This is a genomic window from Streptococcus sp. SS-4456 (assembly GCF_036680365.1).
In the GTDB taxonomy this organism is placed as follows: Bacteria; Bacillota; Bacilli; order Lactobacillales; family Streptococcaceae; genus Streptococcus.
Genome location: NZ_JAVIHI010000007.1, coordinates 26429 through 50141 on the forward strand (window position 1 = coordinate 26429; position 23713 = coordinate 50141).

A 23713-nucleotide genomic window follows, 5' to 3' on the forward strand; every position below is an offset into this window, starting at 1 on the left:
GATTAGTTTTCTGGAGTTTCTGGAACTTCAACCTTACCATCGATGATTGCTTGTTTCGCTTCAGCGATAGCTTTTGAAGCATCTTCTGAAAGGTTGGTTTCAGCCAATTCTACACCTTTATCCGCAAGCGAGAATTGAACTACAGTACCACCAGGGAATTCTCCTGCAACAGCTTTTGTTGCGATATCTTTAACAGCAGTACCAACCTCTTTGATTGTTGACGCCAATACGAAGTTAGAAGCTTTACCATCTTTAGATGTGTACTCACCCTCTGCAGATTGGTCACGGTCAACACCGATTACCCAAACTTTATCAGCTTCGTTACGAGTTTCGTTTTCAGCTTTTGCAGCAGCAAATACACCGTTACCTGTACCACCTGATGCGTGGAAGATTACGTCAGCACCTGCAGCGTATTGAGCAGCAGCAAGTGTTTGACCCTTAGCAGCATCACCAAATGAGCCCGCGTAGTCAACTGTTACTTTGATAGATGGGTTAACAGATTTAGCACCTGCTACGAAACCAGCTTCAAAGCGGTCGATTACGACACCTTCCATACCACCGATGAAACCAACATGGTTAGATTTTGTTGATTTAGCCGCTGCAACACCTGCCAAGTATGATGCTTGGTGATCAGCAAAACCAACGCTAACTACGTTATCAAGATCTGGTACAACAGAGTCTACGATTACATAATGTGTATCAGTGTTATTTGGAGCAACTTCTGCAATTGCAGATTCCAAAGCAAAACCGATACCAAACACAAGATTGTAACCACCTGAAACAGCTGAATCTAGGTTTGTGACATAGTCAGATTCACTTGCAGATTGGAAATAGTCATAGCCATTACCTTTTTCAAATCCTTGCTCCTCACCCCATGCAGTCAAACCTTCCCAAGCTGATTGGTTGAATGAACGGTCATCAACACCACCGATGTCAGTAACGATTGCAGCTTTTACTGAAGATGAAGCTGAATCTGATGATGCGTTATTTGAAGTACGGCTACCGCAGGCAGCTAGAGTAAGTGCTGCTAAAGATACAACACCCAAGCCAACAAGTTTCTTGTTCATTTCTGAACCCTCCTAAAAAATTCTTTGGCAACATTTCGTTGCAATGATAAATGGTTTCAGTCTAACGACTGGCTTACAAACTTAGGTCAAGTCTGTAAAAGAATATGGAAGTAATTCCCCGACTGTCATCTCGACTGTCGATTTATCTTTAGCGACCAAGGTCACTTTTAGATCCTGTTCAAAAAATTCTGCCATCACCTGACGACAAGCTCCACAAGGAGAGATTGGTTTTTCTGTTTCACCATAAATGACGATTTCAGAAAAATCAAGAACCCCCTCAGAAACAGCCTTAAAGATTGCTGTCCTTTCCGCACAATTGGTAAGACCAAAGCTGGCGTTTTCGATATTTACTCCTGTAAATATTTGACCATCTTTAGCAACCAAGACTGCACTTACTGGAAAGTGGGAATAGGGAACATAAGCATGACGGCTATTTTCTACAACCAAATCAATCAGTTTAGTAGTCACCATCCGCCTTTTCTCCCTTCATAATGGCTACACCTGAAGAAGCTCCGATACGAGTTGCACCTGCTTCAATGAAGGCAATTGCATCTTCATAAGAACGAGCTCCACCTGATGCTTTAACACCCATATCTGGTCCAACCGTTTTTCGCATGAGCGCAACGTCTTCAACAGTTGCTCCACCAGTTGAGAAGCCAGTTGAGGTCTTAACGAAATCAGCACCCGCTTCTTTTGACAATTGGCAAGCTTTTACTTTTTCCTCTTCTGTCAACAGACAGGTTTCGATAATGACTTTGACCAGTTTGTCTCCACTCGCTTCTACCACAGCCTTGATATCTTCTAAAACCAAATCATAATTCTTCGATTTTAAAGCACCGATATTGATAACCATATCAATTTCATCAGCACCATTTTCAATAGCATTTTGGGTCTCAAAGGCTTTTACAGCTGGTGTATTTGCTCCTAAAGGGAAACCAATAACGGTACAAACCTTCACATCACTATCCTTCAATTCTTGGGCTGCGTAGGCTACCCAAGTAGGATTGACACAGACACTAGCAAAGTCATATTCTTTGGCTTCTGCCAAAATCTGAGCAACCTGTTCTTTAGTGGTTTCTGGCTTTAAAATGGTATGATCGATATATTTATTAAGTTTCATACTTTCTCCGTACATTATGAAATAATCTCGATGATTTCTTTCGTTTTTACACTTACTTTATCTATTTTAACATTTTTCTTGAAATTTGTAAGCAAATTTTCCGAAATATTTTCATTTGCATAAATTGTTGCGATTTTTTCACCCTTGGCAATCGCTTCTCCGACTTTCTTATGGAAGACAATTCCTGTTTCATAGTCCAAATCGTCTGTCTTAACAGCCCGACCAGCACCAATTCTCATAGCAAATAGTCCGAATTCCAAAGCAGGAAGTCCAACGATGCAACCTGCTTCATCAGAGAGAACGTCAACCTGATTAGAAACTTGAACCGGACGATATAAGTCTTCTAAATCACCACCCTGAGCCACAACCATCTCTTCAAATTTCTTGAGGGCAGATCCGTTTTCGATATGCTGGCGAACTTCTTCCACAGTCTTTTCAACATTTGCCAAACCAAGCATGATTTGAGCCAATTCACAGATGAATTCTGTCACATCTTCTCTGCCATTTCCCTTTAGAATGTCGATAGCTTCTAGAATTTCCAAACGGTTACCGATGGAAGTACCTACCGGTTGAGACATGTCTGTCAAGACAGCTACAGTTTTTCGACCTACAGCTTTTCCAAGGTCTACCATTGTTCGAGCAAGAACACGCGCATCTTCGATGTTCTTCATGAAGGCACCTTCGCCAACAGTTACATCAAGAAGAATGGCATCGGCACCCGCCGCAATCTTTTTAGACATGACAGAGCTTGCAATCAGAGGAATGATATCCACAGTTGCCGTCACATCACGTAGGGCATAAAGCAGTTTGTCAGCCTTAACCAGATTGTCTGACTGACCGATAACGGCTACACCTGTATCCTGCACCTGCTTGATAAAGTCGTCTTGACTCACTTCAATTTGGTAGCCCTTAATAGATTCCAACTTATCAAGTGTGCCACCTGTGTGGCCCAGACCTCGACCGCTCATCTTTGCAACGGGAACACCAAAACTTGCCACAAGCGGTGCCAAAATCAAGGTAACCTTATCACCTACACCACCAGTTGAGTGCTTATCAACCTTAACACCTGCAATCGCTGAAAGGTCAATTTCCTCACCCGAATGCACCATAGCCATGGTTAAATCTGAAATCTCTCTTGTAGACATTCCTTTAAAGTAGATAGCCATCGCCAAGGCTGACATTTGGTAATCAGGTACACTGCCATCCACATAGCCATCAATCAACCACTGAATTTCCTCTGTAGATAGCTCCAAGCCATCTCGTTTTTTCTGAATTAAATCAACAGCTCTCATTCTTTCACACTTTCAAGGATATAGTATCCCTTATCTTTTTTTATAATCTGGCAATTTCCAAATACTTCTTCCATCCGTTTCTTAGCACTCGGTGCCCCTTGTTTCTTCTGAATGACAATGGTTAGGCTACCACCGTCAACCAAATGTTCCTTGGCACCTGTAATCACTTCATGCACAACTGATTTGCCAGCTCGAATGGGAGGGTTAGAAATCACATAATCAAAACGACCCTCAACTGCTTCATAGACATCGGATTGGAAAATCGTCGCAGAAACACCATTTTTCTCAGCGTTTTTCTCGGCTAACTCTAAAGCTCTGCTATTGACATCAATCATGGTAACATTTAGGGCATAGACTTTTGCTAAGGTCAATCCCAGAGGTCCGTAGCCACAGCCTACATCCAAGAGAGTTTTTCCCTTCGCTAGTTCTAGGGAATTCAAAAGCACCTGACTTCCATAATCAACCATTTTCTTACTAAATACACCAGCATCTGTTAAGAAAGTCATCGGAGTATCCAGCAAGCTGACACGGAGTTCATGAATATCATGTGCTGCACTTGGATTCTTTTCATAATACATATTAGACATACTCCGATTATATCATTTCTTAAAAACGTTTTCAAGAGTTTTGCAAGATTGGAAAATATGATAAAATGTAAGTATTATGTAAAACGCTTACTTCTATTAGAAAGAATAAACTATGAAGAATGAATTTTTAAATTTTGAAGAAATCGACCGAAAAACCTGGCAACAGCTCCATCGGAAGACCACTATTCCCCTGAGCCAAAAAGAGCTCAATTCAATCAAGAGTTTCAATGACCGTATCCAACTGCATGAAGTATCGGACATCTATCTGCCCCTTATCAACCTTATTCATATTTATCGGAAGGCTCGAAAGGACCTCAATTTCACCAAGAGCCTCTTCCTGCAAAAATCCATCAAACCTCAGCCTTTTATTATCGGTGTTTCTGGTAGTGTGGCCGTAGGAAAATCCACCACCAGCCGCCTGCTTCAAATCCTAATCGCCCGCACCTTTAAACACGCCAAGGTTGAATTGGTCACAACAGATGGATTCCTCTATCCAAATGCCATTCTGGAAGAGCGCCAAATATTGAACAAAAAAGGATTTCCAGAGTCCTATGATATGGAAAAATTGATTGATTTCGTGGATAAGATAAAAAATGGTTATGATTATCAAATCCCTGTCTATTCTCATGAGATTTATGACATCGTACCGGATCAGCTTCAGGAAATTAAGGCCCCTGACTTTCTGATTGTGGAGGGTATCAATGTGTTTCAAAATCCACAAAACCAACGACTTTATGTCAGCGATTATTTCGACCTGTCCATTTACGTTGATGCCGATGTGGAGCATATTGAAACCTGGTACCTAGAACGTTTCCAAAAATTATTAACACTCGCTAAAAATGACCCCAGCAACTACTACCATCGTTTTACACGGATGACCTATCCTGAAATTATCGCCATTGCACAAAATACCTGGAAGAATATCAATCTCGCTAACCTAGAAAAATATATCGAGCCAACGAGAAACAGAGCCGACATCATACTTCATAAGGCTGAAAACCACGAAATCGATAAAATTTATCTAAAAAAATAATTTTCACTTGTCAAATCAAGTCTTTTCAGATATAATGGTATAGTTAGTACAAGAAAGGGTGGAGGTGAAACCATTGGCAAACATTAAGTCAGCTATCAAACGCGCTGAATTGAACGTTAAACAAAACGAGAAAAACTCAGCACAAAAATCAGCTATGCGTACTGCAATTAAAGCATTTGAAGCTAACCCATCTGAAGAGCTTTTCCGCGCTGCTAGCTCAGCAATCGATAAAGCAGAAACTAAAGGTTTGATTCACAAAAACAAAGCAAGCCGCGACAAAGCACGTCTTTCATCAAAACTTGCTTAATAAAAAAAGAAACCTTCGGGTTTCCTTTTTTTTTATTCTCTCATACTCACCAACCAGTCACTTCAAATGTATAGGTCTGGTTATTATAATAGTACTGATAGGTATAGACATAACCCAGGGCATCAAAGAGGGAATTATTGTCGCTGCCTGCTAAATTCACCATTTCTTGCAAGGCTTGCTGGTTTGCAAATTGCAGAAAAATCCTCTCTGCACCCTGCTCTTTCTGCTGACGAACACTTTCTAAGATGGCTAGCTCATCAAAGCTTGGGAAATAGGCTCCCATCTGCATATAATAATTAAGGGAATTATCTTGAGCAGATGGATAGGTCAAAGGCCTTGACTGAAAAGGGTATTCCTTACCCCAGTAAGCCAGTAAATCACTATCAGCCTTTCGACTTCTATTTAAAAATTCATCCGTAACACAGAGATAGTCATAAGAAATATCTGATTTCGCTTGACCACCCATGGCTTCTTCAAAGACAGGATCACCCCAGGTCGTATCAATACCGTAGTACTGACCATCAATCTGAACCAGGTTCCATGCATGGCCGATTTGGTTTCCCTGCTCACTATTGGCCATTCCACTCACATAGATACAATCTATACCAGCTAATTTACATAAATACTGAAAGGTTCGGCTATAGCCTGCACATACAGATTTCCGTTCAAGAAGAACACTGGTAATCCCCTGTTCTTTCCAAGAAAGACTATCATTGGACAGGGCCTCTAAATCATAGTCAGTTTGTTTGATAATGGTTTCGTAGAAAAACTTGACCATCTCATAATCTGAACCCTGGGGAGCCTGTTCGATAATAGTTCGAGCAAGATTTTCAAGTTGCCAACTGACTTGCTCAGCATCATCAGGATAGATAGGATTTGATAAGTCTGAAAAACCAATCCCATCAACCATGGCATCCGTTAACCAATAGTATTCCGGGAAATCATTGGCAACAGAAAAATAGACACGAGTATAGGTTTCCTGATTGACCGAATCAATCTCAATCCTGCTTTCTCTTTTTCTCAAGCCATTAACAAATTGGAGATAGACACGCCGTTCCCTGTCTGTATCCAACTCTTGAAAATAAAAATTCCCCGCAACTTCTTCCCTTAGCGCAGACAATTCTACCTCACGTTCTTTTTTCTCCTGAACAAATTCAAATTGCAGGTCTTTTAGTTTGTCTGCTACTTGGTCAGTTGAACAAGCAGTCAAAGTGATCACCGAAAGACTGAGGAGGCAAATAAGGGGTAATTTTCGGGCATAGAAATACTCTTTCATTGTTCACTCCTAACAACTATTGGCTCTTGAACTAGCAAAAAGACAGATTCCAGAGCTCTTACAAATTAGTATATCACACTTGACCAAAAAGAGGAGTAGGAAAACCAGTTTCAAGTTTTCACCACTCCTCTTTTTTATCTCATCTCATAAAATCAAGAGCTAATCTTGCTAGTATTATTTAGGTAGATGAACTTCAAAAATACTCCCTTTGGGTTGATTATCTTTGACAAGAATTTGACCATTGAGGGATTTGATAATCTGTTGAGCCAAAGAAAGTCCCAGACCAAATCCACCTTTTTGGCGTGTCCGTGCCTTATCAACCCTATAAAAGCGGTCAAATATTTTCTTCTTATCTACATCTGAGATACCTAGACCATTATCAGCTACAGCGATGGAAACATGGCGCTCCTTCATAGTAGCCGTAATGCGAATATCACCATTCTCATCCGTGTATTTCATTGCATTATCAAATAATATCGTTAACAATTGCTTCAACAGAACCCTGTCCGTTCGGAAGGACTTTTGAATGAGATTGTTACACTTAAATTTCTTGCCATTTTCCTCAGCAATGATACGGTAGTTTTCAAATACTTCATCCAAGTAGGCAGGGCTCACCTCTACTATATCTAGCTTAAATCCATCATCACGCCGAGCAAGATTGAGCAAATTGGTCGTCAGTAGGCGCATATTTCGTACTTCTTCTAGACTAGAACCAATACTCTCACTACTGTCCAAAATCGTTGCTTCTGGATGACGGAATAGACTTTCCAAGCGATTTTGCAATACCGCCAGTGGTGTACGCAATTCGTGGCTAGCATTCTCAACAAAATCCTTTTGCTTTTGATAGCTTATTAAAATTGGTTTCATGCTGAGATTAGCCAAGTAAATACTAGCGACAATCGAAATCAACCAAGCTGAAATCATAACTACAGCTACAGTCGATTCATAAGTTCCAATAGAAGACTTTATCTGGCTGACATTTACCAAAATCGTTGCGCAAGTAATGTCATAGTTAGAATAATAGCCCAAATCCTCTGCGGATAATTCAACCGTGATATAGCGGTAATGTTCCTCAGAACCAAATGGAGTTTCAACCGTCAACTCCTTGATTTCCCCCAACTTTTCTTTATCGACTTTCAAATCGGATAAACCTGTAAAATTATCCGGGTTCAAAAGCGCACCACTCTTGCTATAGAGCAAAACATGGGTATTGGTGCCTAACCTCATTGGTTGATCACCTTTCTTATCCTTTGGTGGTGGATCCTCCGATGAAGCAGTAGTTGAAGAGGAATTTGTTGCAGAAGGTTGCTCACCTTCATCATGGATAATAAATTCAGAATCTGGCTCATAGGTCCGCGCAATTGCAAAACCAATCATCATAGAGGGCTCATCCTTAATCCGACTTAGTGTATCATCTGTCGTCTGATACATAGTGGAACGCATGAGCTGAAAGATGATGGCTGTCATCAAACCAAATATCAGGGTAAATACAGCAAAATAGCGAATGAAGAAGGAAAAACTTTCCGTATTGACAATCTTTTTATATCTCTTAAACATTCTTTAGAATGTAGCCGACACTGCGAAGGGTTTGCAGATTTTCTCCGAAGGCCGTTCCTTTCAATTTTTTACGAACTTTTGACACATAAACTTCCACTACTGAAATGGTCGTATCGCTGTCAAATCCCCACAAGCGATCGAAAATCTGTGTCTTAGGTAGGATAACATTTTGATTTTGTAGGAAATAGACCAATAGTTCAAACTCTTTGCCCAGTAGTTCAACTTCTTTACCATCTACCTTTGTGGAATTAGTCGCAAGATCAACTGTCACATCACCGTAGGTCAATTGATTGTCGTTGAATTTACCTGAACGTTTAAGGAGGGCTTGAATACGCATTTTCAACTCTTCCAAATAGAAAGGCTTGGTCAAATAATCGTCCGCACCCAATTCAAATCCGTGACCTTTATCTTCAAGACTTTCCTTGGCTGTTGTAATCAGAACAGGGGTGGTCACTCCTTTTTCACGCAATTCTTTCAAGACTTGGAAACCATCTTTCTCAGGTAACATCAAGTCCAAGAGAATAAGGTCATACACACCTGACTCAGCCTCGTAAATTCCTTCTTCCCCATCAAAAACCTGCATAACATCTGCAAAATCATCTAGGAAGTCAAAAACTGAATTGGATAGGCTTAAATCGTCTTCTACTAACAAAATCTTTATCATGTTTATCTCCTTTTTCTACTATATGAAATCGTTCAAGGAACTAAGGAAGAACTTGAACTTTAATTTTCTGTTACTTTTATCGAGTTCACTCTGTACGACCAATAAAGCCGGGTTAATTATACCACTTTTTTCTTATTTTTCCTATTGGTCTGAAGTGCTAAAACTACCTGAAATTTGTGCTTTTATTTCTTTATTTTTCTCTTTTAGGGCATTGACTTCATCAGAGGAAGTATTCGATTGTGTTGCACCACTTGTAGCATCGGGCGCTATTGTAGCTTGATTAGGTGACATTCTATTAGTATTAGCATTGTTATCAGACGGCACTCCTCGCATGGCTCCATTTTTGCCAGGAGGCATACCTCGTAAACGACCATTAGGTGCTGGAGGTGTTTGGTTTCCAACGATTGAATTATCTTGGTTTTGCGCCAAAGTGGCTTGGCTTTGACTAGTCGCATTTCCTACACTTTTTGCAACTGACATCCCACCAGCAAATCCTACAGTGGCCGCAGTTATAGCAACCGCTGCTAATACTGTTTTTGATTGCGACTTTAATAGATTGATGATTGACATAAAATTCCTCTTTTCAATAAAATTTTATCATAGCGAGTCTTTACTCACCTGATGACAAGAACAGTATAGAATGAAAAACTTAAACCAATCTAAAGTTCCATTGCATTTTCCTTAAAGCAAACTAAAAGAAGTCCTTTCGGACTTCCATTTTACAATTCTGTAATATCGCCTGTTCGTAGGTAAACAACCCACTCACAGATATTTTTAGCATAGTCACCAACACGTTCCAAGTAAGTCAAGACTTGGAAATAATCACGACCAGCAACCAAAGAATCTGGATTTTTCTTGATTTCCTCAGTTGTCAATTCTTGAATGGTTGAATAAAATTCATTGACCACTTCGTCATGTGCCGCTACTTCATAAGCACGCTCCATATCCGCATCACCAAGGTAAAGTTCCAAGGTTTGCTCTACTAGTTGACGAACCTCGCGACCCATTTTCTTGATTTCTTCCTCAACGACAGGAATGCGAACTTCACCCTTCATACGAATCGCAGCTTTGGCAACTGAAACAGCATGGTCACCCATACGCTCCAAGTCACTCGTTGCCTTCAAAACAGTGATAACACGACGAAGGTCTGTTGAAACAGGTTGTTGCAATGCGATGATTTCAAGTGATTTTTTCTCTAATTTCACTTCAAAGGCATTGATTTTTTTATCCGCTTCAATCACTTCTTTTGCTAACTCACGATCATGGGTTGTGAAAGCACGAACAGCATTGTTGATTTGTGCCAACACTTCGTTACCCATAGCATAAAATTGATTATGGAGTTTGCCTAATTCTTCTTCAAACTGAGCTCTTAACATACGAACCTCTTTTCTTTTTCTTACGGTCTAGCCGAATTTACCTGTGATGTAGTCCTCTGTTTCTTTACGTTTCGGACTGAGGAACATTTCTTTGGTCAAGTCATACTCGATCAAATCTCCGTCCAAGAAGAAACCAGTTCTATCTGAAATACGTGATGCTTGTTGCATTGAACGCGTTACCAAGACCATGGTGTATTTGTCCTTCAATCCATAAAGCGTATCTTCAATCTTACCAGCTGAAATTGGGTCCAAGGCTGATGTCGGTTCATCCAACAAGATAATCTTCGGGCTAGTTGCCAGTACACGGGCTACACAGACACGCTGCTGCTGACCACCTGACAAACCAACGGCTGAATCATGCAAGCGATCCTTAACCTCGTTCCAAATAGATGCTCCAGTCAAAGCGCTTTCAACTGTTTCATCAAGAATTTGCTTATCCTTAATACCGTTGATACGAAGACCGTAAACAACATTCTCATAGATAGACATAGGGAATGGGTTCGGTTGTTGGAAAACCATACCGATTTCCTTGCGAAGGTCTACTGTATCTGTACGAGGACTGTAGATATTTTTCCCATTGTAATCAATAGCACCAGTCAAGGTCACTTCTGGGTTCAAGTCGCCCATGCGGTTAATGGCACGCAAGAGAGTTGACTTACCAGAACCTGACGGACCAATCAAGGCTGTAATTTCATTTGGATAGAAATCAATTGAAACGCTATTCAAGGCCTTTTTCTTATTGTAGTAAACAGATAAATCTTTTACTTGTAAAATAGGTGATGTCATAGTTTTCCTTTCTATCCAAAGTGACCAGAAACGTAGTCGTTGGTTGACTTGAGTTTTGCATTTTGGAAGATATTCGCTGTCTTGTCATACTCGATTAGGTCGCCAAGATAGAAGAAAGCGGTGTAATCACTTGCACGAGCAGCTTGTTGCATGTTGTGCGTTACGATGATAATGGTGTAGTCTTTCTTCAACTCAAACATGGTTTCTTCCAATTGCATAGTCGCGATTGGATCCAAGGCTGAGGCTGGTTCATCCATAAGCAAGATTTGTGGTTTCACAGAAATCGCACGCGCGATACACAAACGTTGCTGTTGTCCACCTGACAAGGTAAAGGCTGACTTATGCAAGTCGTCTTTTACCTGATCCCAGAGGGCTGCTTGTTTGAGAGAAGTTTCAACGATTTCATCCAAAATTTTTTTATCTTTCACACCTGCACGCTCATGGGCAAAGGTGATGTTGCGATAAATTGATTTTGCAAATGGGTTTGGACGTTGAAATACCATGCCGATATGCTTACGAATTTCGTAAACGTTCATGTCTGGTCTGTTGATATCAATACCTTCATAAAGGATTTGGCCTGTTACCTTAGCAATGTCAATCGTATCATTCATACGGTTTAGACTGCGAAGATAGGTTGATTTACCACAACCCGATGGACCAATCAAGGCTGTAATTTTATTTTTCTCGAACTGCATATCAATGCCCTTGATGGCTTCATTTTTACCATAGTAAACATGAACATCTTTTGTCGAAAGGGCAATATTTTCTTCTGGGAAAGTAATGATATGGCGTTCATTCCAGTTATAATCTGCCATTTTTTCTCCTTATAAGTCAGACTTCTACGCTGCCGAAGTCATTTTCGCATGAAGTTTCTTACCGATATAACGGGCAGAAAGGTTGAAAATCAAGATGAATACCAAGAGGATGGCTGCTGAACCAGCTGACACTTGAGTTGCATCTGGGATTGTACCTTCACTGTTTACCTTCCAAATGTGAACCGCAAGGGTTTCTGATTGACGGAAGATAGAGATCGGACTCGTAACACTCAATGGATTCCAGTTTGACCAGTCAAGGGCTGGTGCTGACTGACCCGCTGTATAGATAAGGGCAGCTGCTTCACCAAAGATACGACCTGAAGCCAATACAATACCTGTTACAATACCTGGAAGAGCTTCAGGAATAACTACGTGAAGAACCGTTTCCCAACGTGATAAACCAAGGGCCAAACCAGCTTCACGTTGCGTATGGTGAACGTGACGAAGGCTGTCCTCAACGTTACGGGTCATCTGTGGCAGGTTAAAGACCGTAAGAGCCAGGGCTCCTGATAAGATGGAGAAACCATATTCAAACTGTACTACGAAAATCAAGTAACCAAACAAACCAACGACAACGGATGGCAGTGATGACAAAATCTCAATACAGGTACGGATGAAGTTTGTCAAAGGACCTTTCTTTGCATATTCTGCCAAGTAAATGCCTGCACCTGTTGACAAGGGAACAGAAATCAAGAGCGTTACAACCAATAGGAAGAATGAGTTGTAGAGCTGAATTCCGATACCACCACCAGCTTTATATGAAGATGATTTGCTGGTCAAGAAATGCCAGTCAACATGTGGCAAACCGCGGAGTAAGATATAGAGAATAAGTGATGTCAAAATAACGACAATCACCGTAGCGATGGAGTAAAGAATACCAGTCGCCAATTTATCGAATTTTTTAGCGTGCATAGTTTTTCTTACCCTCTCTCGTAATAAATTTCATAATCATGTTAAAGATAAGGCTCATCAAGAGCAAGACAAGGGCCAAGGACCAGAGAACGTTGTTTTGCACTGTTCCCATAACCGTATTACCAATACCCATGGTCAGTACAGAAGTCAAGGTCGCTGCAGGCGTTGTAAGAGAAGTTGGGATAACCGCTGAGTTACCAACTACCATCTGAATCGCCAAGGCTTCACCGAAGGCACGCGCCATACCGAAGATAACAGCCGTGAAAATACCTGGTTTAGCGGCATTCAAGATAACGCGCCAAATTGTCTGCCAACGAGTTGCACCCATTGCCAAACTTGCTTCACGGTAGTGACGAGGCACCGCACGCAAACTATCCACAGTCATAAAGGTTACTGTCGGCAAAATCATGACAAAGAGAACAAATACCCCTGACAAGATACCAAAACCAGTACCACCGAAGATAGAACGGACAAAAGGTACAACCACTTGCAAACCGATGAAACCATATACTACTGATGGAATACCAACCAAAAGCTCAATAACTGGTTGCAAGATTTTAGCACCACGTTTTGGTGAAATTTCCGTCATAAAGACAGCTGCACCGATAGCAATTGGTGTTGCTACGATAGCTGACAAAATGGTAACGATGAAAGAACCTGAAATCATCGGCAGAGCCCCAAAGATTTTAGAGCTTGGTTCCCACTTAATTCCAAATAAGAAATCAGTGATGCTCACACCATCCACAAAGAAAGTCGATAAACCACGCTGCGCAACGAAAATCAAAATCATGGCAACGATAAAGACAATCAGCGAGAGGCAAAGGAAGGTAATAACCTTACCAAACTTCTCCAAGCGAGAGTTCTTAGACGGAGAAGATAATTCTTTAGCTAGTTGTTCGTTTTTCATGCTTACTCCTTCTCTGTCACTGTGCCATCAGCACTCTTTTCAACCTTCATATCATTGATAGAGATATAGCCCATGCTTTCAACGATACCATCTTGGACTTCGTCTGACATCATGTAGTCTAAGAATTCCTCTGTCAATTCAGTTGGCTCACCCTTAGTATACATATGCTCGTAAGACCAGATTGGCCAAGCATTTGTTGCTACGTTCTCAGCATTTGGCTCTGCACCGTTAAGCTTGATGGTTTTCACTGAATCATCAAGATAAGCAAAAGACAAGTAGGAAATGGCACCCGGTGTTTGAGCAACAATCGACTTGACCATCCCGTTTGAGTCTTGCTCTTGACTCTGAACGGCCGTCTGTCCATCCATAATAATACTATCGAAGGTAGCACGGGAACCTGAACTTGCTGCACGGTTAATGATAGAAATAGGTAAGTCTTTTCCACCTAGCTCTTTCCAGTTTGTAATCTCACCTGTGAAAATCTTACGGAGATCTTCTGTTGTGATATCATCAACAGTAACTTTCTCGTTGACGATAACCGCCAGACCCGCAACGGCAACCTGATGGTCGACCAATTTGCTAGCATCGATACCGTCCTTCTCTTCCGCAAATACATCTGAATTACCAATCTGAACTGCTCCAGACTGAACCTGTGACAAACCAGTACCTGATCCACCACCCTGAACGTTTACAGATTTTCCGATATTGACACTACCGAATTCATCTGCTGCGGCTTCAACCAAAGGCTGAAGAGCTGTAGATCCAACTGCAGTGATAGACTCTCCACGGTCAATCCATGAGGAACAACCAGCAAGAGCTACACTACTCAAAAGAAACAAAGCTGCAATTCCAAGCTTCTGCTTTTTTTTCATTTCGTTTTTTCCTTTACATTTTTCAGTGGAATCTCCTTTTGATTTCCTTGTATTTTACAAGGAATTTACAAGTTATTTCCACTCATCCACTATATCATATAAAAAGACAAGTTGCAAAAAAAATCTGCTTATTTCTACTAAAATCTCAAGCCCTTTGGAAAGGCATTTTTTAGGGTGCCAGAAACAATTTTTGCAAATCCAAGACCGTTTCCTTGAACTGCAACCTGATACCAACCATTAGGTAGGTCCTTAGAAACTGCAACAGTCTGTCCAGCCACATATGCTACAAAGTCATCTGGACTGATGTCTACTCTATGCTTGACTCCTGAACTGTGAAGCGCCAAGCCCAAGGCGAAGCTCGGTTCAAAGCGTTTCTTCTTGAAAGTACCTAAATGAAGTCCATTCCGTGCAATCTTAATTTTAGACAAATCTGGCAATCCATCAGGCAAGAGATAGAGATTATCTCCAAAAACCTGTAACATACCGGACAATTGAACAGTCAATTGTTTCTGCTCAAATTCTTTCCAAAGAGCTTGTTGCTCTCTATTTAGGTTTGATTTCCCTGGCTTCAGTTTTTTCTGTTTGGCTTCACCGCTATATCTAAACTTGGCTACAAACTGCCCTTCCCCTGAAAAATGATGGGGATACATGCGAGCTGTTTGAGGATAGCCAATCCCTTCTGCCATGCCATTGATTTTGGGAATATCAACCAACTCTAACTCATTATTGTCCAGTAGCCAAGCGACGATTTCTTCATTTTCCTCAGGTGACCAAGTACAGGTCGAGTAAATCAACTGACCTTTTGGAGCCAACATTTCCAGGGCTGATTCTAAAATTTCTCGCTGTAGGCTGGCACATTGAGATGGATAATCTTTTGACCAATACTGAATAGCAGCTGGATCCTTTCTGAACATACCTTCCCCGGAACAAGGAGCATCTAAGACAATCATGTCAAAATAGGCTGGAAATACCTTTGCCAAGCGGTCGGCAGACTCATTTGTCACGACTACATTTCTTGCTCCAAACCGTTCAATATTTTCTGCTAGAATTTTTGCTCGTTTGCTTGAAATTTCATTACTCACTAACAGTCCGGTATTGTCCAGATAAGAAAGCAGGTGGGTTGATTTTCCACCCGGTGCAGCAGCCAGATCCAAGACCTTCATACCCTTTTCAGGACTGGCAACCTGTCCAACAACTTGGGCAGCTGGTTCTTGTGAATAGACCAAACCAGTCACGTGTTCAGGCGATTTACCTGAAACTTTACCATAGTAAGACCAAGGCATATCTGGAATTGGTTGGTCAAAAGTGACTTGATGTTCCTTCAAGGGATTTGTCCGAAAACCTGAAATAGCTGGCTCATCAAAACTCTCAAAAAATGCTTGGGCTTCTGGACCAAGCAAATCACTATATTTATCAATAAAATCCTGTGGTAATTGCATTAGAATAAATACCTCTTCACTTCTTCTAAGTGCTGATTGGCAACGAGGATAACGTGTTCTCTTTTATCAAACGAAGGATTTTCAGCATCCAAACTCAACAAACTAAGACCTAATCCTTGTCCAAGAATACTTGCTGCCGCATAGTCCCATGGATACAAATAAGAAGCGTAGGCAAATAACCTTCCTTCTAAAACATGGGAAAATCCAATACCTGCACTGCCAACTGATCGTGTGCCTAAAGTTTGATTTGCTAGTTCAGCCAAGCCATGTTGATTGGCTGCGTAGAGTTGAGCATTCAAGCCCATCAGACTTTGCTGGAGGGGAGCAAATGTCTGTTGCTTTAACGGCTCCTCATTGCAACATACTAGAAAGTTTCCACCTCCGTGAAACAACTTGTCCTGTATCACGTCATAAATCAAACCAAACTGTCCAACTCCGTTTTCAAAATAGGCGACCATAATGGCAAAATCATTTTTCTGTGCAATAAAATTGCTAGTTCCATCAATCGGATCTATAACCCATACATTTCCCTGTGAAATAGAACTGACGTCGCCACCTTCTTCACCAAAAATGAAGTCATTGGGATAATTTGTTTTAAGTTTATTAGTAAGGTAATCTTGAACTTCCTTGTCCAAGTGGGTCACCAAATCCCTGGCACTAGCCTTTTCTTCAATTTCCAATTGATCATCTAAATGCTGACGTAAGAAATCCCCTGCAGCCAGAACAAGCGATTGGGCTAAGCGATACTTAGTTTCCAAGACGGACAACCCCTTTCCCTTTCTCCTTGGCAACCTTGACAACTTGATAGGTAGAATAACCAGATGCTTCTTCAAATTCTCGATCAATCTGGCGCTCCTGCCCCTTACTCTTTACAACATCCTTAAATTCTTTATAGCTGGTAAGGATAGCACTTGCATCCGCACCTTTTTCATAGGCTGCCTCCACCTGATTTAAAAAAGAAAGCACGGAGGAAATCTCCTCTGTGCTCCACGAAAAATCAAGTGGATATGAATAATTTTTGTTCATATCTTCTAAATCTATCTTTCTTATCCGATTTCTGCTCTCAATGTAGCATTTTTTAGTTCTTGTTTGCGGTATTTGCGTGGTAAGAATGCACGAATTTCATCTTCATTGAAACCGATCTGCATCCGTTTCTCGTCCAAAATAATGGGACGGCGCAAAAGACTTGGGTAAAGCTCAATCAGCTCAATCAACTGTTTAATGGACAACTCATCTACATCAACATTCAGCTTTTGAAAAACCTTGGAACGAGTAGAAATCAAATCATCTGTTCCATTTTCAGTCAAAGCCAATATCTTTTTCAGTTCATCCGCCGTCAAAGGGCTGGTCATGATATTGTGTTCAACAAAAGGGACTTCGTGACTGGTCAACCAAGCACGCGCCTTACGGCAACTGGTACAACTCGGTGATAAAAATAACGTAATCATCCACTAATCCCCCCTTCTACATTATCCTTCAATTCTATTATAATGCATTTTGAACTAGTTTTCAATAGGGAATTTTAGTCTAAATCTCTTAATTTTTCTAAACTTTCTATTTTAGCTTCTAGTCGCTTGATCATCTCCGTCTGTTCATCCACTTTTGAAAGCAATAAATCCAACTTGGTTTCTTTCTCAGTTTCAGAGAAAAAGCGGGTAATGGTCGAAGTTACCATACCAAAGGTACTAATCCCAACCAGCATCAAGAGGATGGCAATCACTTTTGAAATGGTATCTTGGGGAACAATATCCCCATAACCTACGGTTGTCATGGTAACAATCGACCACCAGACTGCATCAAAAAAGGATTTTCCCTCAATAGCTGACAGCAGGACGCTAGCAGTTAAAACGGCCGAAAGGTTTAACATCAGGACCTTGGACAAACTGTTTGTATGTAGGAGCCTGTTAACCGTATTCCAAAAACGATTGGAAAGAGCAAAAATCCGAGCTACCTTGACCAACCTAAATAGCCGAGCCAAACGCCCCAAACGAAGAAAACTAAAGACGGAATCGAAAGGAATAATCGCAATCAATTCTAAAATATGGGTTTGAATGTAGTCTATACTATCATCTGCATAATAGAGGTTGACAAAGTAGTCACAGACAAAGATAAACCAAAGCAGCCAGTCTAAGGCATTATAGCCAGCCGAATTTGCAATGCTGGCATCTATCAACTCAAGAATAATCAAAAAAACATAAACGATAGCTAGATAGGTCATCCCTTTTTCATATCGGGGATCTTGAATTATTCTTTTAATCATTTTTCCCCCATTGCAAAGCGAATACTTCATCCAACTTCATCTGTTCCATTAGGCTATCAATGCCATCAAATTTGACCATGTCGCGAATTTTTTCGAGCCAGAAAATAGTGATTTTTTCACCGTAGATAAAGCGATCAAATCCAAAAATATGGGCTTCAATCCGCATTTCCGTTCCATCAAAGGTCACATTTTTCCCAACACTTGTCATGGCACGGTAGCGTCTGCCATCCACTTCAACATCGGCTACATAGACCCCTTCTGATGGCAAATGTACTCGGTCAAATGGAGCCAGATTTGCTGTAGGATAGCCGATGGTGCGGCCTCTGGCATCTCCATGCACCACAATTCCCTCGGTCATAAAAGTATAACCTAACAGACGATTGGCCAAACGAACATCTCCTGTATGGATAGCTTGGCGAATGCGGGTAGAGGAAATTTTTTCTCCATCTAGGCAGACTTCTTCAACAATTTCAACTTGCCCGTCAAACAAGGCTGTCAAGTCTGTCACATCCGCTCTGCAATTTCCGAAATGATAATCGAAACCTGCCACTAAGACTTGTGCGTTCAACCCCTTGATGTAGCGTTCTAAAAACTGCTGAGGAGTATTGCTGGCAAATTCACTAGTAAAGTTGGTCAAAACCAGCTGATCCACACCGTATGTTTCTAGGAGGCGATAGCGTTCCTCTTTACTGGTTAAATGGAGCAAGAGCTCTGGAGCGAAACGAGCAAAGGCTAGGCGAGGGGACTCTGGAAAGGTCAGTACGGTCACCGACAAACCCTTTTCATCCGCCACCTTCCTAGCTCGGTCCAGGAGTGCCTTGTGCCCCAGATGAATGCCATCAAAATAACCTAGAACCAAAACAGTCGGCTCTTCCTGATGGAGTTCTTGATAATTTTTAATCGTTCTAATCTTCATAGTGTTTATTTTATCACAACTAGGCTAAAACTTCTTCAAGAAAAACCTTGCGAGGCTTATAGACTTGGTCACGTTTTTCTAGGATAGCCACCAGTTTCTCCTTATGAAAACCTGCCAACAAATTCGCCTGACTATCTAAGCTTATAAAACGACCAAATCTGGCATCAATAACTTGCTCAATCGTCAAATCAACAATAGGCAAATCACCAATTCCCTGCTCAATAGGACGGAGGAAGGAATAGTCAGCTTGAGCTACCTTGTCAGCGATTTCGTCAATAGTCAGGGCATCTGATAAATGCATACCAGCTGAACCTGTACGCTCTAGCTTGGACATATGGCTGGCATAGCCCAACTTAGCCCCTAGGTCAACAGACAGGGTACGGACATAGGTGCCCTTACCACAGCGAACACGGAAGGTAAAACGGGCACAGTCATCTGCTAACTCAATCGGGCTGGTTCGCTCAAAACTGTAAATCTCAATTTGGCGTTGAGGACGCTCAACTTCTTCACCCGCCCGTGCGTATTCGTAAAGTTTGCGGCCGTTTACTTTGACAGCAGAGTACATAGGCGGAATCTGGGTAATGGTCCCGACAAAACTAGCCATGACCTCATCAACTGCCTGCTCTGCTATGTCCAAAACCGGTGTCCGCTCAACAAGTTCCCCCGAAGCATCTTCAGTCGTGGTGGAGTAGCCAATGGTAATCTCGCCCTCATAAATCTTGCCCTCTTCCTGCATGTACTCAATCATGCGCGTGGCCTTGCCGACTGCAATGGGCAGAACACCTGTCACATCTGGATCCAAGGTCCCACCGTGACCAATCTTCTTCTCCTGCAAAATCTTACGGAGCTTAAAAACAACATCATGCGAGGTCATACCAGCCTCTTTTTTTACATTAATAATTCCTGAAATCATGTTCTCATTATAACACAAAGGACCGCTCTTGTGGGCGGTCCTATATAATTTAGATATCCCGATGAAAATCGCTATCAATCTCAAAAAATGGTTGGATATCCTGAACATACTCCAAAACGCCTTGAAACTCTCCTTGGTCATCACGCACTGCCTTATAGACCACATAGACAAACTTGCCCATGCTCTCAGGCTTGAACCACATGGTGACCTGGTCTTTTTGTCCCGTGCGGAGCAAGTCAAAAATCTTCTTGACCTTGTCCACTATTTTGGGAGGATGGCAGAGCTCCACATGGCGTCCAATCTGGCTTGGCGTTCGTTTGAAAATCATGTCTTCGACAGGGTGGCTGTCATTATAATATTGGAAAATGTCATCCTTGTTGACAAAGGTTAATTCCAGCGGTAAATGGTTGAGGATCAGATTAGCCTGTTCAACAGATAAATATCCATTGCCAAAGATCTGCGGACTGGTCCTGTCCTGAACAGTTTCTGACTTTTCCTTGGGTGTGAAGGTAATGGTAAACTGGCCTTCTGGCGTGTCGATAATCTGCTGGTTTGGGCTAGCTGGCTGCGGAGAAATGCTATCTGCTACCTGCTCTGCTATTTCTCCAAAAACCTCCCGATGAGGTACCCACTTGGCTGTCGGCTTAACAATGGCGTAGCCGTAGGCGTCGCTGTCCTCTGCCACTTGGAGCCAGTCGTCCTGGGTGAAAGTCTCCAGCAGAATCATGAGGAGAATAGCCTCTTCCTTGAACACCATCTCCTCAAATTCCTTGACAAAGGTTTCAAAATGGGCTTTTGTTGCTACTATGTCGCCTGTTGCAAGGGTTTTGCGAGCCGTTTTGAAGAGATCGCGAATCTCGTCGTCCACACCCCACATGACCTTGGGCGGTGCATCGTGACCGTAGCGTTCCATAATCGGAAAGAAGATCTTTTCCTTGCGGGTGTAGTGGTTTTCAAACTGCCCCAAGAGGTCAAACTGGCGTGTCAAACCTTGCAGGAGCTGGTCTTTCAGCTCCGCATCCTCTGTCTGCTCATACTGGTCAATGATACGGCGGATGCGTAAGAGAGCTGCCCGTAGGGCCAGGTTTTCCTGCTTGAAGACATAGACAGGGTGCCCTTCCTGATCCATATCCGCCACTTCCACATCTGCAATGGCTCCTTTGAAGAGGTTGGCATGGATATTGCAAAGGCTCATGACGTCTTCAAAGGTGATACCCGTGTCGCTGGACATAAGTTCATGCTCCATCATGGAGATTTCCAGGGCAGAAACTCCCGTGAAATGCTGATTAAACTGGTCCTGAACAGACTCTGGACTGGCACCATTGTGCAGTTCTAAGAGAATATTCTTCAAAATATCAATCCGTTGGTCTGTCATGCTTCTCCTCCTATTACCTCATAGCCGTTGCATTCCAAGACCTGTTGAATACGGTCAAGTGGAATCTTGGTCATCTTGGAGCCTGTATTGAGACTGGTCACCTTACCAACTGTATTCAGCATAGCTGGATTTGCCAAGGGCTTGAAACCAAGCTCTACCAGAATATCCTTGACTTCTGGGTGCTGGTTGATAATCTGTGCCACAGGCAGATTTAGATCGATGGTGTTCATTGGTTTTCCCCCTCCAGCGCCTCAAACTTAGCTTTCATGGTTGGGTTGTCGCGGGTTAATTTTTTGACAGAGACATCATCTAGTTTATTATTTGCAAGGCGGAGCTGGTTCTCACTGGTTGTTAAGAAGCGTTTGACTTCTTCCATCCGCTTGATGGACTTGTCGATTTCATCAATGGCTTTTTTAAAGTTAGTACTTGCCGAGTTGTAGTTCTTGGCAAAGGCCGTTTTGAAGGCATCTAGCTCCTTTTCAAATTGGGTGATGTCGACATTTTGTTTTTTAATCATTGCCAACTCCTGCTTGTACTTCAAGCTATTGAGCGCAGCATTTCGCAAAAGCCCAATCAGCTGAATAAAGAACTGGGGACGAACCACGTACATCTTCTCGTACTTGTGGCTGACATCTACGATACCCGTGTTATAGTAGTCGTTGTCCGCCTCCAACATGGTCACCAAAACCGCATACTCGCAGTCCTTCTCCCGACGGTCCTTGTCCAATTCTTTGAAGAAATCTGCGTTTTTATGCTTGGTTTTGGTTGTATCAGCCTCATTCTTCATCTCAAACATGATGGAGATAATTTCCACGCCGTTCTCATCCAGCTCCCTATAGATATAGTCGCCCTTAGAACCACGCGCCGACACCTGATTATCCTTCTCAAAGTAGGCATTTGGAAAGGCCAACTGCCGCACTTTATTGAACTCCGCCTCAGCATAAAGTTCCAAACTTTCACCAATTGCCTTGGTGGACTGCTGGGCCTTGAAGTTCTTGTAAAACTCCACCTGCTCATCCGCCGCCTTGAGCCGTACCTCGTACTCCTGACGGGTGGTCGCCAGCTCCAATTCCTGCTTTTGTTCCTGCACAGCCAAGGCATTCTGAGCCGCGTCACGCTCCTTCTCAACCTGAGCCACTGCCTGCTGCAACTCCAAGTCCTTGGCTAGCTCGATTTGCCTCAATTGAGCCTTGAGTTTAAGGATTTCCTTGTCCTTGTCACCCAGTTTGGCCTGTAAGTCATTTTCAGCCCTCTGGTGTAATAATTCCCGTTCCCGCTCCAAGCGGTCGTGGATTTCTTTATCAAACTCCGCACCACGCACCTGGGCCAAGAGTTGACTGTATTCTGTTTCATTAACCGTAAAAACGGTAGCGCAATTAGGGCAAGTAATATTGTGCATCATTTTTCCTTTCAATTACATTCATATATCACGTGTGCAAACAATAATGTCGCTTACTCGTTTTCTCACTTCCTGCGTATTAACCTTATCAAATTATAACAACCATATACAAGTCCAAGGACAAAAATAAAATAGAAGAAGCGAAAAATATTTCGTGGTTCTAGCCAAAACAGTCGATAGAGGACACAAATAGCCACGACTATAAGCCAACGCCACCCCCAAGTCATTTTTCTCTTTATGAACCACTCCAGCCAATCCTCGCTAGAATTGTACCGTGTTTCATAATATTCTTCTCTCAATCGGGCCCACCATTTCATCTTACTCAATCTCCTAGTCTTCTATCGTTTCAGTTCTTCTTCCAAAAATGTAGCCCATTTTTCCTGCAAGGGCAAGTGGTCAGGCAACTCCTGTCCTTGCAAGAGAAGTTGAATGCATTCATTCTGGACCAACCAGCCTGTCATGTCTTTTTGAGCGTCCGCATAGTCATTACCAAAATCGACAGGGATTTCTTCTTCAAAAAGGATCTGTGTTCTTTGCTCCTGCTGGCTCAGACTGAAAGAAACCGTGGCAGTATCCCAAGTGTAAGCAATTCTTTCCTGTGGTTGATAGGCTAGCAAGTCCATGGTCTCTCGGAAGTCTTCCATTTCAAATATCAACTTGTCACCCTCAACCCTCAACTGAGGAAACCAGCGAGCAAAACCACTATCCGTCGCTAACAAATCCCATGCCTCCACCAAATTAGCTGGAACAGTGTAGCAAATGTTGAGCAGATATTTCTCTGCCTCTTTTTTAACAGCAATCTTCATATCATACTCCTATTCTATACCTCTATTATACCAA

The 23713-nt window shown here is 42.1% G+C and carries 28 protein-coding genes; 2 read left to right on the forward strand and 26 right to left on the reverse strand.

The genetic code is table 11. From position 1 onward, the window contains the following. Positions 1–2: 2 nt before the first annotated feature. The 5 genes from RFK25_RS03275 to RFK25_RS03295 form a co-directional block, all read right to left on the reverse strand. Positions 3–1067 (reverse strand): BMP family lipoprotein, encoded by a 1065-nt coding sequence (locus RFK25_RS03275; RefSeq protein WP_332411474.1) that lies wholly within the window; start codon positions 1065–1067, stop codon positions 3–5. An 81-nt stretch (positions 1068–1148) separates the two neighbouring features. Next, positions 1149–1538: a cytidine deaminase gene (locus tag RFK25_RS03280; protein WP_332411475.1), complete on the reverse strand. Its 390-nt coding sequence runs from the start codon at positions 1536–1538 to the stop codon at positions 1149–1151. Then, a complete protein-coding gene (deoC, locus tag RFK25_RS03285) occupies positions 1525–2187 on the reverse strand; it encodes a deoxyribose-phosphate aldolase (protein WP_332411476.1) in 663 nt (220 codons plus the stop codon). The genes RFK25_RS03280 and deoC overlap by 14 nt, the downstream gene beginning before the upstream one ends. Positions 2188–2201: 14 nt before the next feature. Beyond that, positions 2202–3479 carry a pyrimidine-nucleoside phosphorylase gene (locus RFK25_RS03290; RefSeq protein ID WP_332411478.1) on the reverse strand — a complete coding sequence of 426 codons (1278 nt, stop codon included), beginning with the start codon at positions 3477–3479 and terminating at the stop codon, positions 2202–2204. Further along, entirely contained in the window at positions 3476–4066 is a 591-nt protein-coding gene (locus RFK25_RS03295) for a class I SAM-dependent methyltransferase (protein WP_332411479.1), read from the reverse strand. The genes RFK25_RS03290 and RFK25_RS03295 overlap by 4 nt, the downstream gene beginning before the upstream one ends. A 112-nt stretch (positions 4067–4178) precedes the next feature. Between RFK25_RS03295 and coaA the strand changes: the two genes are divergently transcribed. Both coaA and rpsT read left to right on the forward strand, forming a co-directional pair. After that, a complete protein-coding gene (gene coaA, locus RFK25_RS03300) occupies positions 4179–5099 on the forward strand; it encodes a type I pantothenate kinase (RefSeq protein ID WP_332411480.1) in 921 nt (306 codons plus the stop codon). Between the two features lie 73 nt (positions 5100–5172). After that, entirely contained in the window at positions 5173–5406 is a 234-nt protein-coding gene (gene rpsT, locus RFK25_RS03305) for a 30S ribosomal protein S20 (RefSeq protein WP_332411481.1), read from the forward strand. A 46-nt stretch (positions 5407–5452) separates the two neighbouring features. On the opposite strand, the gene RFK25_RS03310 is transcribed toward rpsT, so the two are convergent. The 21 genes from RFK25_RS03310 to RFK25_RS03410 all read right to left on the reverse strand — a co-directional run bounded on the left by RFK25_RS03310 (position 5453) and on the right by RFK25_RS03410 (position 23679). Continuing rightward, positions 5453–6682, reverse strand: a complete 1230-nt coding sequence (locus RFK25_RS03310) for a transglutaminase domain-containing protein (RefSeq protein ID WP_332411482.1) — start codon at positions 6680–6682, stop codon at positions 5453–5455. Between the two features lie 174 nt (positions 6683–6856). After that, positions 6857–8239 carry a sensor histidine kinase gene (locus RFK25_RS03315; RefSeq protein WP_332411483.1) on the reverse strand — a complete coding sequence of 461 codons (1383 nt, stop codon included), beginning with the start codon at positions 8237–8239 and terminating at the stop codon, positions 6857–6859. Beyond that, positions 8232–8903, reverse strand: a complete 672-nt coding sequence (locus RFK25_RS03320) for a response regulator transcription factor (protein WP_105117942.1) — start codon at positions 8901–8903, stop codon at positions 8232–8234. Before RFK25_RS03320 ends, RFK25_RS03315 begins: the two co-directional genes overlap by 8 nt. A gap of 141 nt (positions 8904–9044) precedes the next feature. After that, complete coding sequence (locus tag RFK25_RS03325; RefSeq protein ID WP_332411486.1) at positions 9045–9473, reverse strand: hypothetical protein; 429 nt, start codon at positions 9471–9473, stop codon at positions 9045–9047. 149 nt (positions 9474–9622) lie between these two features. After that, complete coding sequence (gene phoU, locus RFK25_RS03330) at positions 9623–10279, reverse strand: phosphate signaling complex protein PhoU (protein WP_171998852.1); 657 nt, start codon at positions 10277–10279, stop codon at positions 9623–9625. Positions 10280–10306: 27 nt separating this feature from the next. After that, positions 10307–11065: a phosphate ABC transporter ATP-binding protein PstB gene (gene pstB, locus RFK25_RS03335; RefSeq protein ID WP_332411489.1), complete on the reverse strand. Its 759-nt coding sequence runs from the start codon at positions 11063–11065 to the stop codon at positions 10307–10309. A gap of 11 nt (positions 11066–11076) precedes the next feature. Beyond that, the gene (gene pstB / locus RFK25_RS03340) at positions 11077–11880 is read right to left on the reverse strand and encodes a phosphate ABC transporter ATP-binding protein PstB (protein ID WP_332411491.1); all 804 of its coding nucleotides are present in this window, start codon (positions 11878–11880) and stop codon (positions 11077–11079) included. A 24-nt stretch (positions 11881–11904) separates the two neighbouring features. Further along, a complete protein-coding gene (gene pstA, locus RFK25_RS03345) occupies positions 11905–12792 on the reverse strand; it encodes a phosphate ABC transporter permease PstA (protein ID WP_044758719.1) in 888 nt (295 codons plus the stop codon). Further along, positions 12782–13699, reverse strand: coding sequence for a phosphate ABC transporter permease subunit PstC (gene pstC / locus RFK25_RS03350; RefSeq protein WP_332411493.1), 918 nt, complete (start codon positions 13697–13699; stop codon positions 12782–12784). The genes pstA and pstC overlap by 11 nt, the downstream gene beginning before the upstream one ends. A 2-nt stretch (positions 13700–13701) precedes the next feature. Beyond that, on the reverse strand, positions 13702–14571 hold the full coding sequence (locus tag RFK25_RS03355; protein ID WP_332411494.1) for a phosphate ABC transporter substrate-binding protein PstS: 870 nt from the start codon (positions 14569–14571) through the stop codon (positions 13702–13704). 137 nt (positions 14572–14708) lie between these two features. Continuing rightward, entirely contained in the window at positions 14709–16010 is a 1302-nt protein-coding gene (locus tag RFK25_RS03360) for an RsmF rRNA methyltransferase first C-terminal domain-containing protein (RefSeq protein WP_332411496.1), read from the reverse strand. Next, on the reverse strand, positions 16010–16768 hold the full coding sequence (locus RFK25_RS03365; RefSeq protein ID WP_332411498.1) for an inositol monophosphatase family protein: 759 nt from the start codon (positions 16766–16768) through the stop codon (positions 16010–16012). The genes RFK25_RS03360 and RFK25_RS03365 overlap by 1 nt, the downstream gene beginning before the upstream one ends. Then, a complete protein-coding gene (locus RFK25_RS03370) occupies positions 16758–17036 on the reverse strand; it encodes a UPF0223 family protein (RefSeq protein WP_172028890.1) in 279 nt (92 codons plus the stop codon). The genes RFK25_RS03365 and RFK25_RS03370 overlap by 11 nt, the downstream gene beginning before the upstream one ends. A 20-nt stretch (positions 17037–17056) precedes the next feature. Continuing rightward, a complete protein-coding gene (locus tag RFK25_RS03375) occupies positions 17057–17458 on the reverse strand; it encodes a Spx/MgsR family RNA polymerase-binding regulatory protein (RefSeq protein ID WP_105125429.1) in 402 nt (133 codons plus the stop codon). Positions 17459–17532: 74 nt separating this feature from the next. Then, entirely contained in the window at positions 17533–18270 is a 738-nt protein-coding gene (locus RFK25_RS03380) for a potassium channel family protein (protein ID WP_332411500.1), read from the reverse strand. Then, entirely contained in the window at positions 18263–19186 is a 924-nt protein-coding gene (locus RFK25_RS03385; protein ID WP_332411501.1) for a bifunctional riboflavin kinase/FAD synthetase, read from the reverse strand. The genes RFK25_RS03380 and RFK25_RS03385 overlap by 8 nt, the downstream gene beginning before the upstream one ends. A gap of 19 nt (positions 19187–19205) precedes the next feature. Beyond that, positions 19206–20096: a tRNA pseudouridine(55) synthase TruB gene (truB, locus tag RFK25_RS03390; protein ID WP_332411547.1), complete on the reverse strand. Its 891-nt coding sequence runs from the start codon at positions 20094–20096 to the stop codon at positions 19206–19208. A gap of 52 nt (positions 20097–20148) precedes the next feature. After that, positions 20149–21474 carry a DUF438 domain-containing protein gene (locus RFK25_RS03395; RefSeq protein WP_332411502.1) on the reverse strand — a complete coding sequence of 442 codons (1326 nt, stop codon included), beginning with the start codon at positions 21472–21474 and terminating at the stop codon, positions 20149–20151. Further along, positions 21471–21704, reverse strand: a complete 234-nt coding sequence (locus RFK25_RS03400; RefSeq protein WP_332411503.1) for a DUF1858 domain-containing protein — start codon at positions 21702–21704, stop codon at positions 21471–21473. Before RFK25_RS03400 ends, RFK25_RS03395 begins: the two co-directional genes overlap by 4 nt. Next, complete coding sequence (locus tag RFK25_RS03405; protein ID WP_332411504.1) at positions 21701–22873, reverse strand: DUF2130 domain-containing protein; 1173 nt, start codon at positions 22871–22873, stop codon at positions 21701–21703. Before RFK25_RS03405 ends, RFK25_RS03400 begins: the two co-directional genes overlap by 4 nt. Positions 22874–23211: 338 nt before the next feature. Then, entirely contained in the window at positions 23212–23679 is a 468-nt protein-coding gene (locus RFK25_RS03410) for an ATPase (protein ID WP_332411505.1), read from the reverse strand. Positions 23680–23713 lie beyond the last annotated feature (34 nt).

What these genes read in the sequence shown, in the direction of transcription:
- pstA (WP_044758719.1), bottom strand. Translation starts at nt 12,792, where the DNA reads ATGCACGCTAAAAAATTCGATAAATTGGCGACTGGTATTCTTTACTCC.
- pstB (WP_332411489.1), bottom strand. Translation starts at nt 11,065, where the DNA reads ATGACATCACCTATTTTACAAGTAAAAGATTTATCTGTTTACTACAAT.
- RFK25_RS03315 (WP_332411483.1), bottom strand. Translation starts at nt 8,239, where the DNA reads ATGTTTAAGAGATATAAAAAGATTGTCAATACGGAAAGTTTTTCCTTC.
- RFK25_RS03290 (WP_332411478.1), bottom strand. Translation starts at nt 3,479, where the DNA reads ATGAGAGCTGTTGATTTAATTCAGAAAAAACGAGATGGCTTGGAGCTA.
- RFK25_RS03355 (WP_332411494.1), bottom strand. Translation starts at nt 14,571, where the DNA reads ATGAAAAAAAAGCAGAAGCTTGGAATTGCAGCTTTGTTTCTTTTGAGT.
- RFK25_RS03275 (WP_332411474.1), bottom strand. Translation starts at nt 1,067, where the DNA reads ATGAACAAGAAACTTGTTGGCTTGGGTGTTGTATCTTTAGCAGCACTT.
- RFK25_RS03280 (WP_332411475.1), bottom strand. Translation starts at nt 1,538, where the DNA reads ATGGTGACTACTAAACTGATTGATTTGGTTGTAGAAAATAGCCGTCAT.
- RFK25_RS03385 (WP_332411501.1), bottom strand. Translation starts at nt 19,186, where the DNA reads ATGAAGATTAGAACGATTAAAAATTATCAAGAACTCCATCAGGAAGAG.
- RFK25_RS03295 (WP_332411479.1), bottom strand. Translation starts at nt 4,066, where the DNA reads ATGTCTAATATGTATTATGAAAAGAATCCAAGTGCAGCACATGATATT.
- RFK25_RS03325 (WP_332411486.1), bottom strand. Translation starts at nt 9,473, where the DNA reads ATGTCAATCATCAATCTATTAAAGTCGCAATCAAAAACAGTATTAGCA.
- pstC (WP_332411493.1), bottom strand. Translation starts at nt 13,699, where the DNA reads ATGAAAAACGAACAACTAGCTAAAGAATTATCTTCTCCGTCTAAGAAC.
- pstB (WP_332411491.1), bottom strand. Translation starts at nt 11,880, where the DNA reads ATGGCAGATTATAACTGGAATGAACGCCATATCATTACTTTCCCAGAA.
- RFK25_RS03310 (WP_332411482.1), bottom strand. Translation starts at nt 6,682, where the DNA reads ATGAAAGAGTATTTCTATGCCCGAAAATTACCCCTTATTTGCCTCCTC.
- RFK25_RS03410 (WP_332411505.1), bottom strand. Translation starts at nt 23,679, where the DNA reads ATGAAGATTGCTGTTAAAAAAGAGGCAGAGAAATATCTGCTCAACATT.
- coaA (WP_332411480.1), top strand. Translation starts at nt 4,179, where the DNA reads ATGAAGAATGAATTTTTAAATTTTGAAGAAATCGACCGAAAAACCTGG.
- RFK25_RS03380 (WP_332411500.1), bottom strand. Translation starts at nt 18,270, where the DNA reads ATGATTAAAAGAATAATTCAAGATCCCCGATATGAAAAAGGGATGACC.
- RFK25_RS03375 (WP_105125429.1), bottom strand. Translation starts at nt 17,458, where the DNA reads ATGATTACGTTATTTTTATCACCGAGTTGTACCAGTTGCCGTAAGGCG.
- RFK25_RS03370 (WP_172028890.1), bottom strand. Translation starts at nt 17,036, where the DNA reads ATGAACAAAAATTATTCATATCCACTTGATTTTTCGTGGAGCACAGAG.
- RFK25_RS03360 (WP_332411496.1), bottom strand. Translation starts at nt 16,010, where the DNA reads ATGCAATTACCACAGGATTTTATTGATAAATATAGTGATTTGCTTGGT.
- RFK25_RS03320 (WP_105117942.1), bottom strand. Translation starts at nt 8,903, where the DNA reads ATGATAAAGATTTTGTTAGTAGAAGACGATTTAAGCCTATCCAATTCA.
- phoU (WP_171998852.1), bottom strand. Translation starts at nt 10,279, where the DNA reads ATGTTAAGAGCTCAGTTTGAAGAAGAATTAGGCAAACTCCATAATCAA.
- deoC (WP_332411476.1), bottom strand. Translation starts at nt 2,187, where the DNA reads ATGAAACTTAATAAATATATCGATCATACCATTTTAAAGCCAGAAACC.
- RFK25_RS03400 (WP_332411503.1), bottom strand. Translation starts at nt 21,704, where the DNA reads ATGAACACCATCGATCTAAATCTGCCTGTGGCACAGATTATCAACCAG.
- RFK25_RS03395 (WP_332411502.1), bottom strand. Translation starts at nt 21,474, where the DNA reads ATGACAGACCAACGGATTGATATTTTGAAGAATATTCTCTTAGAACTG.
- RFK25_RS03405 (WP_332411504.1), bottom strand. Translation starts at nt 22,873, where the DNA reads ATGCACAATATTACTTGCCCTAATTGCGCTACCGTTTTTACGGTTAAT.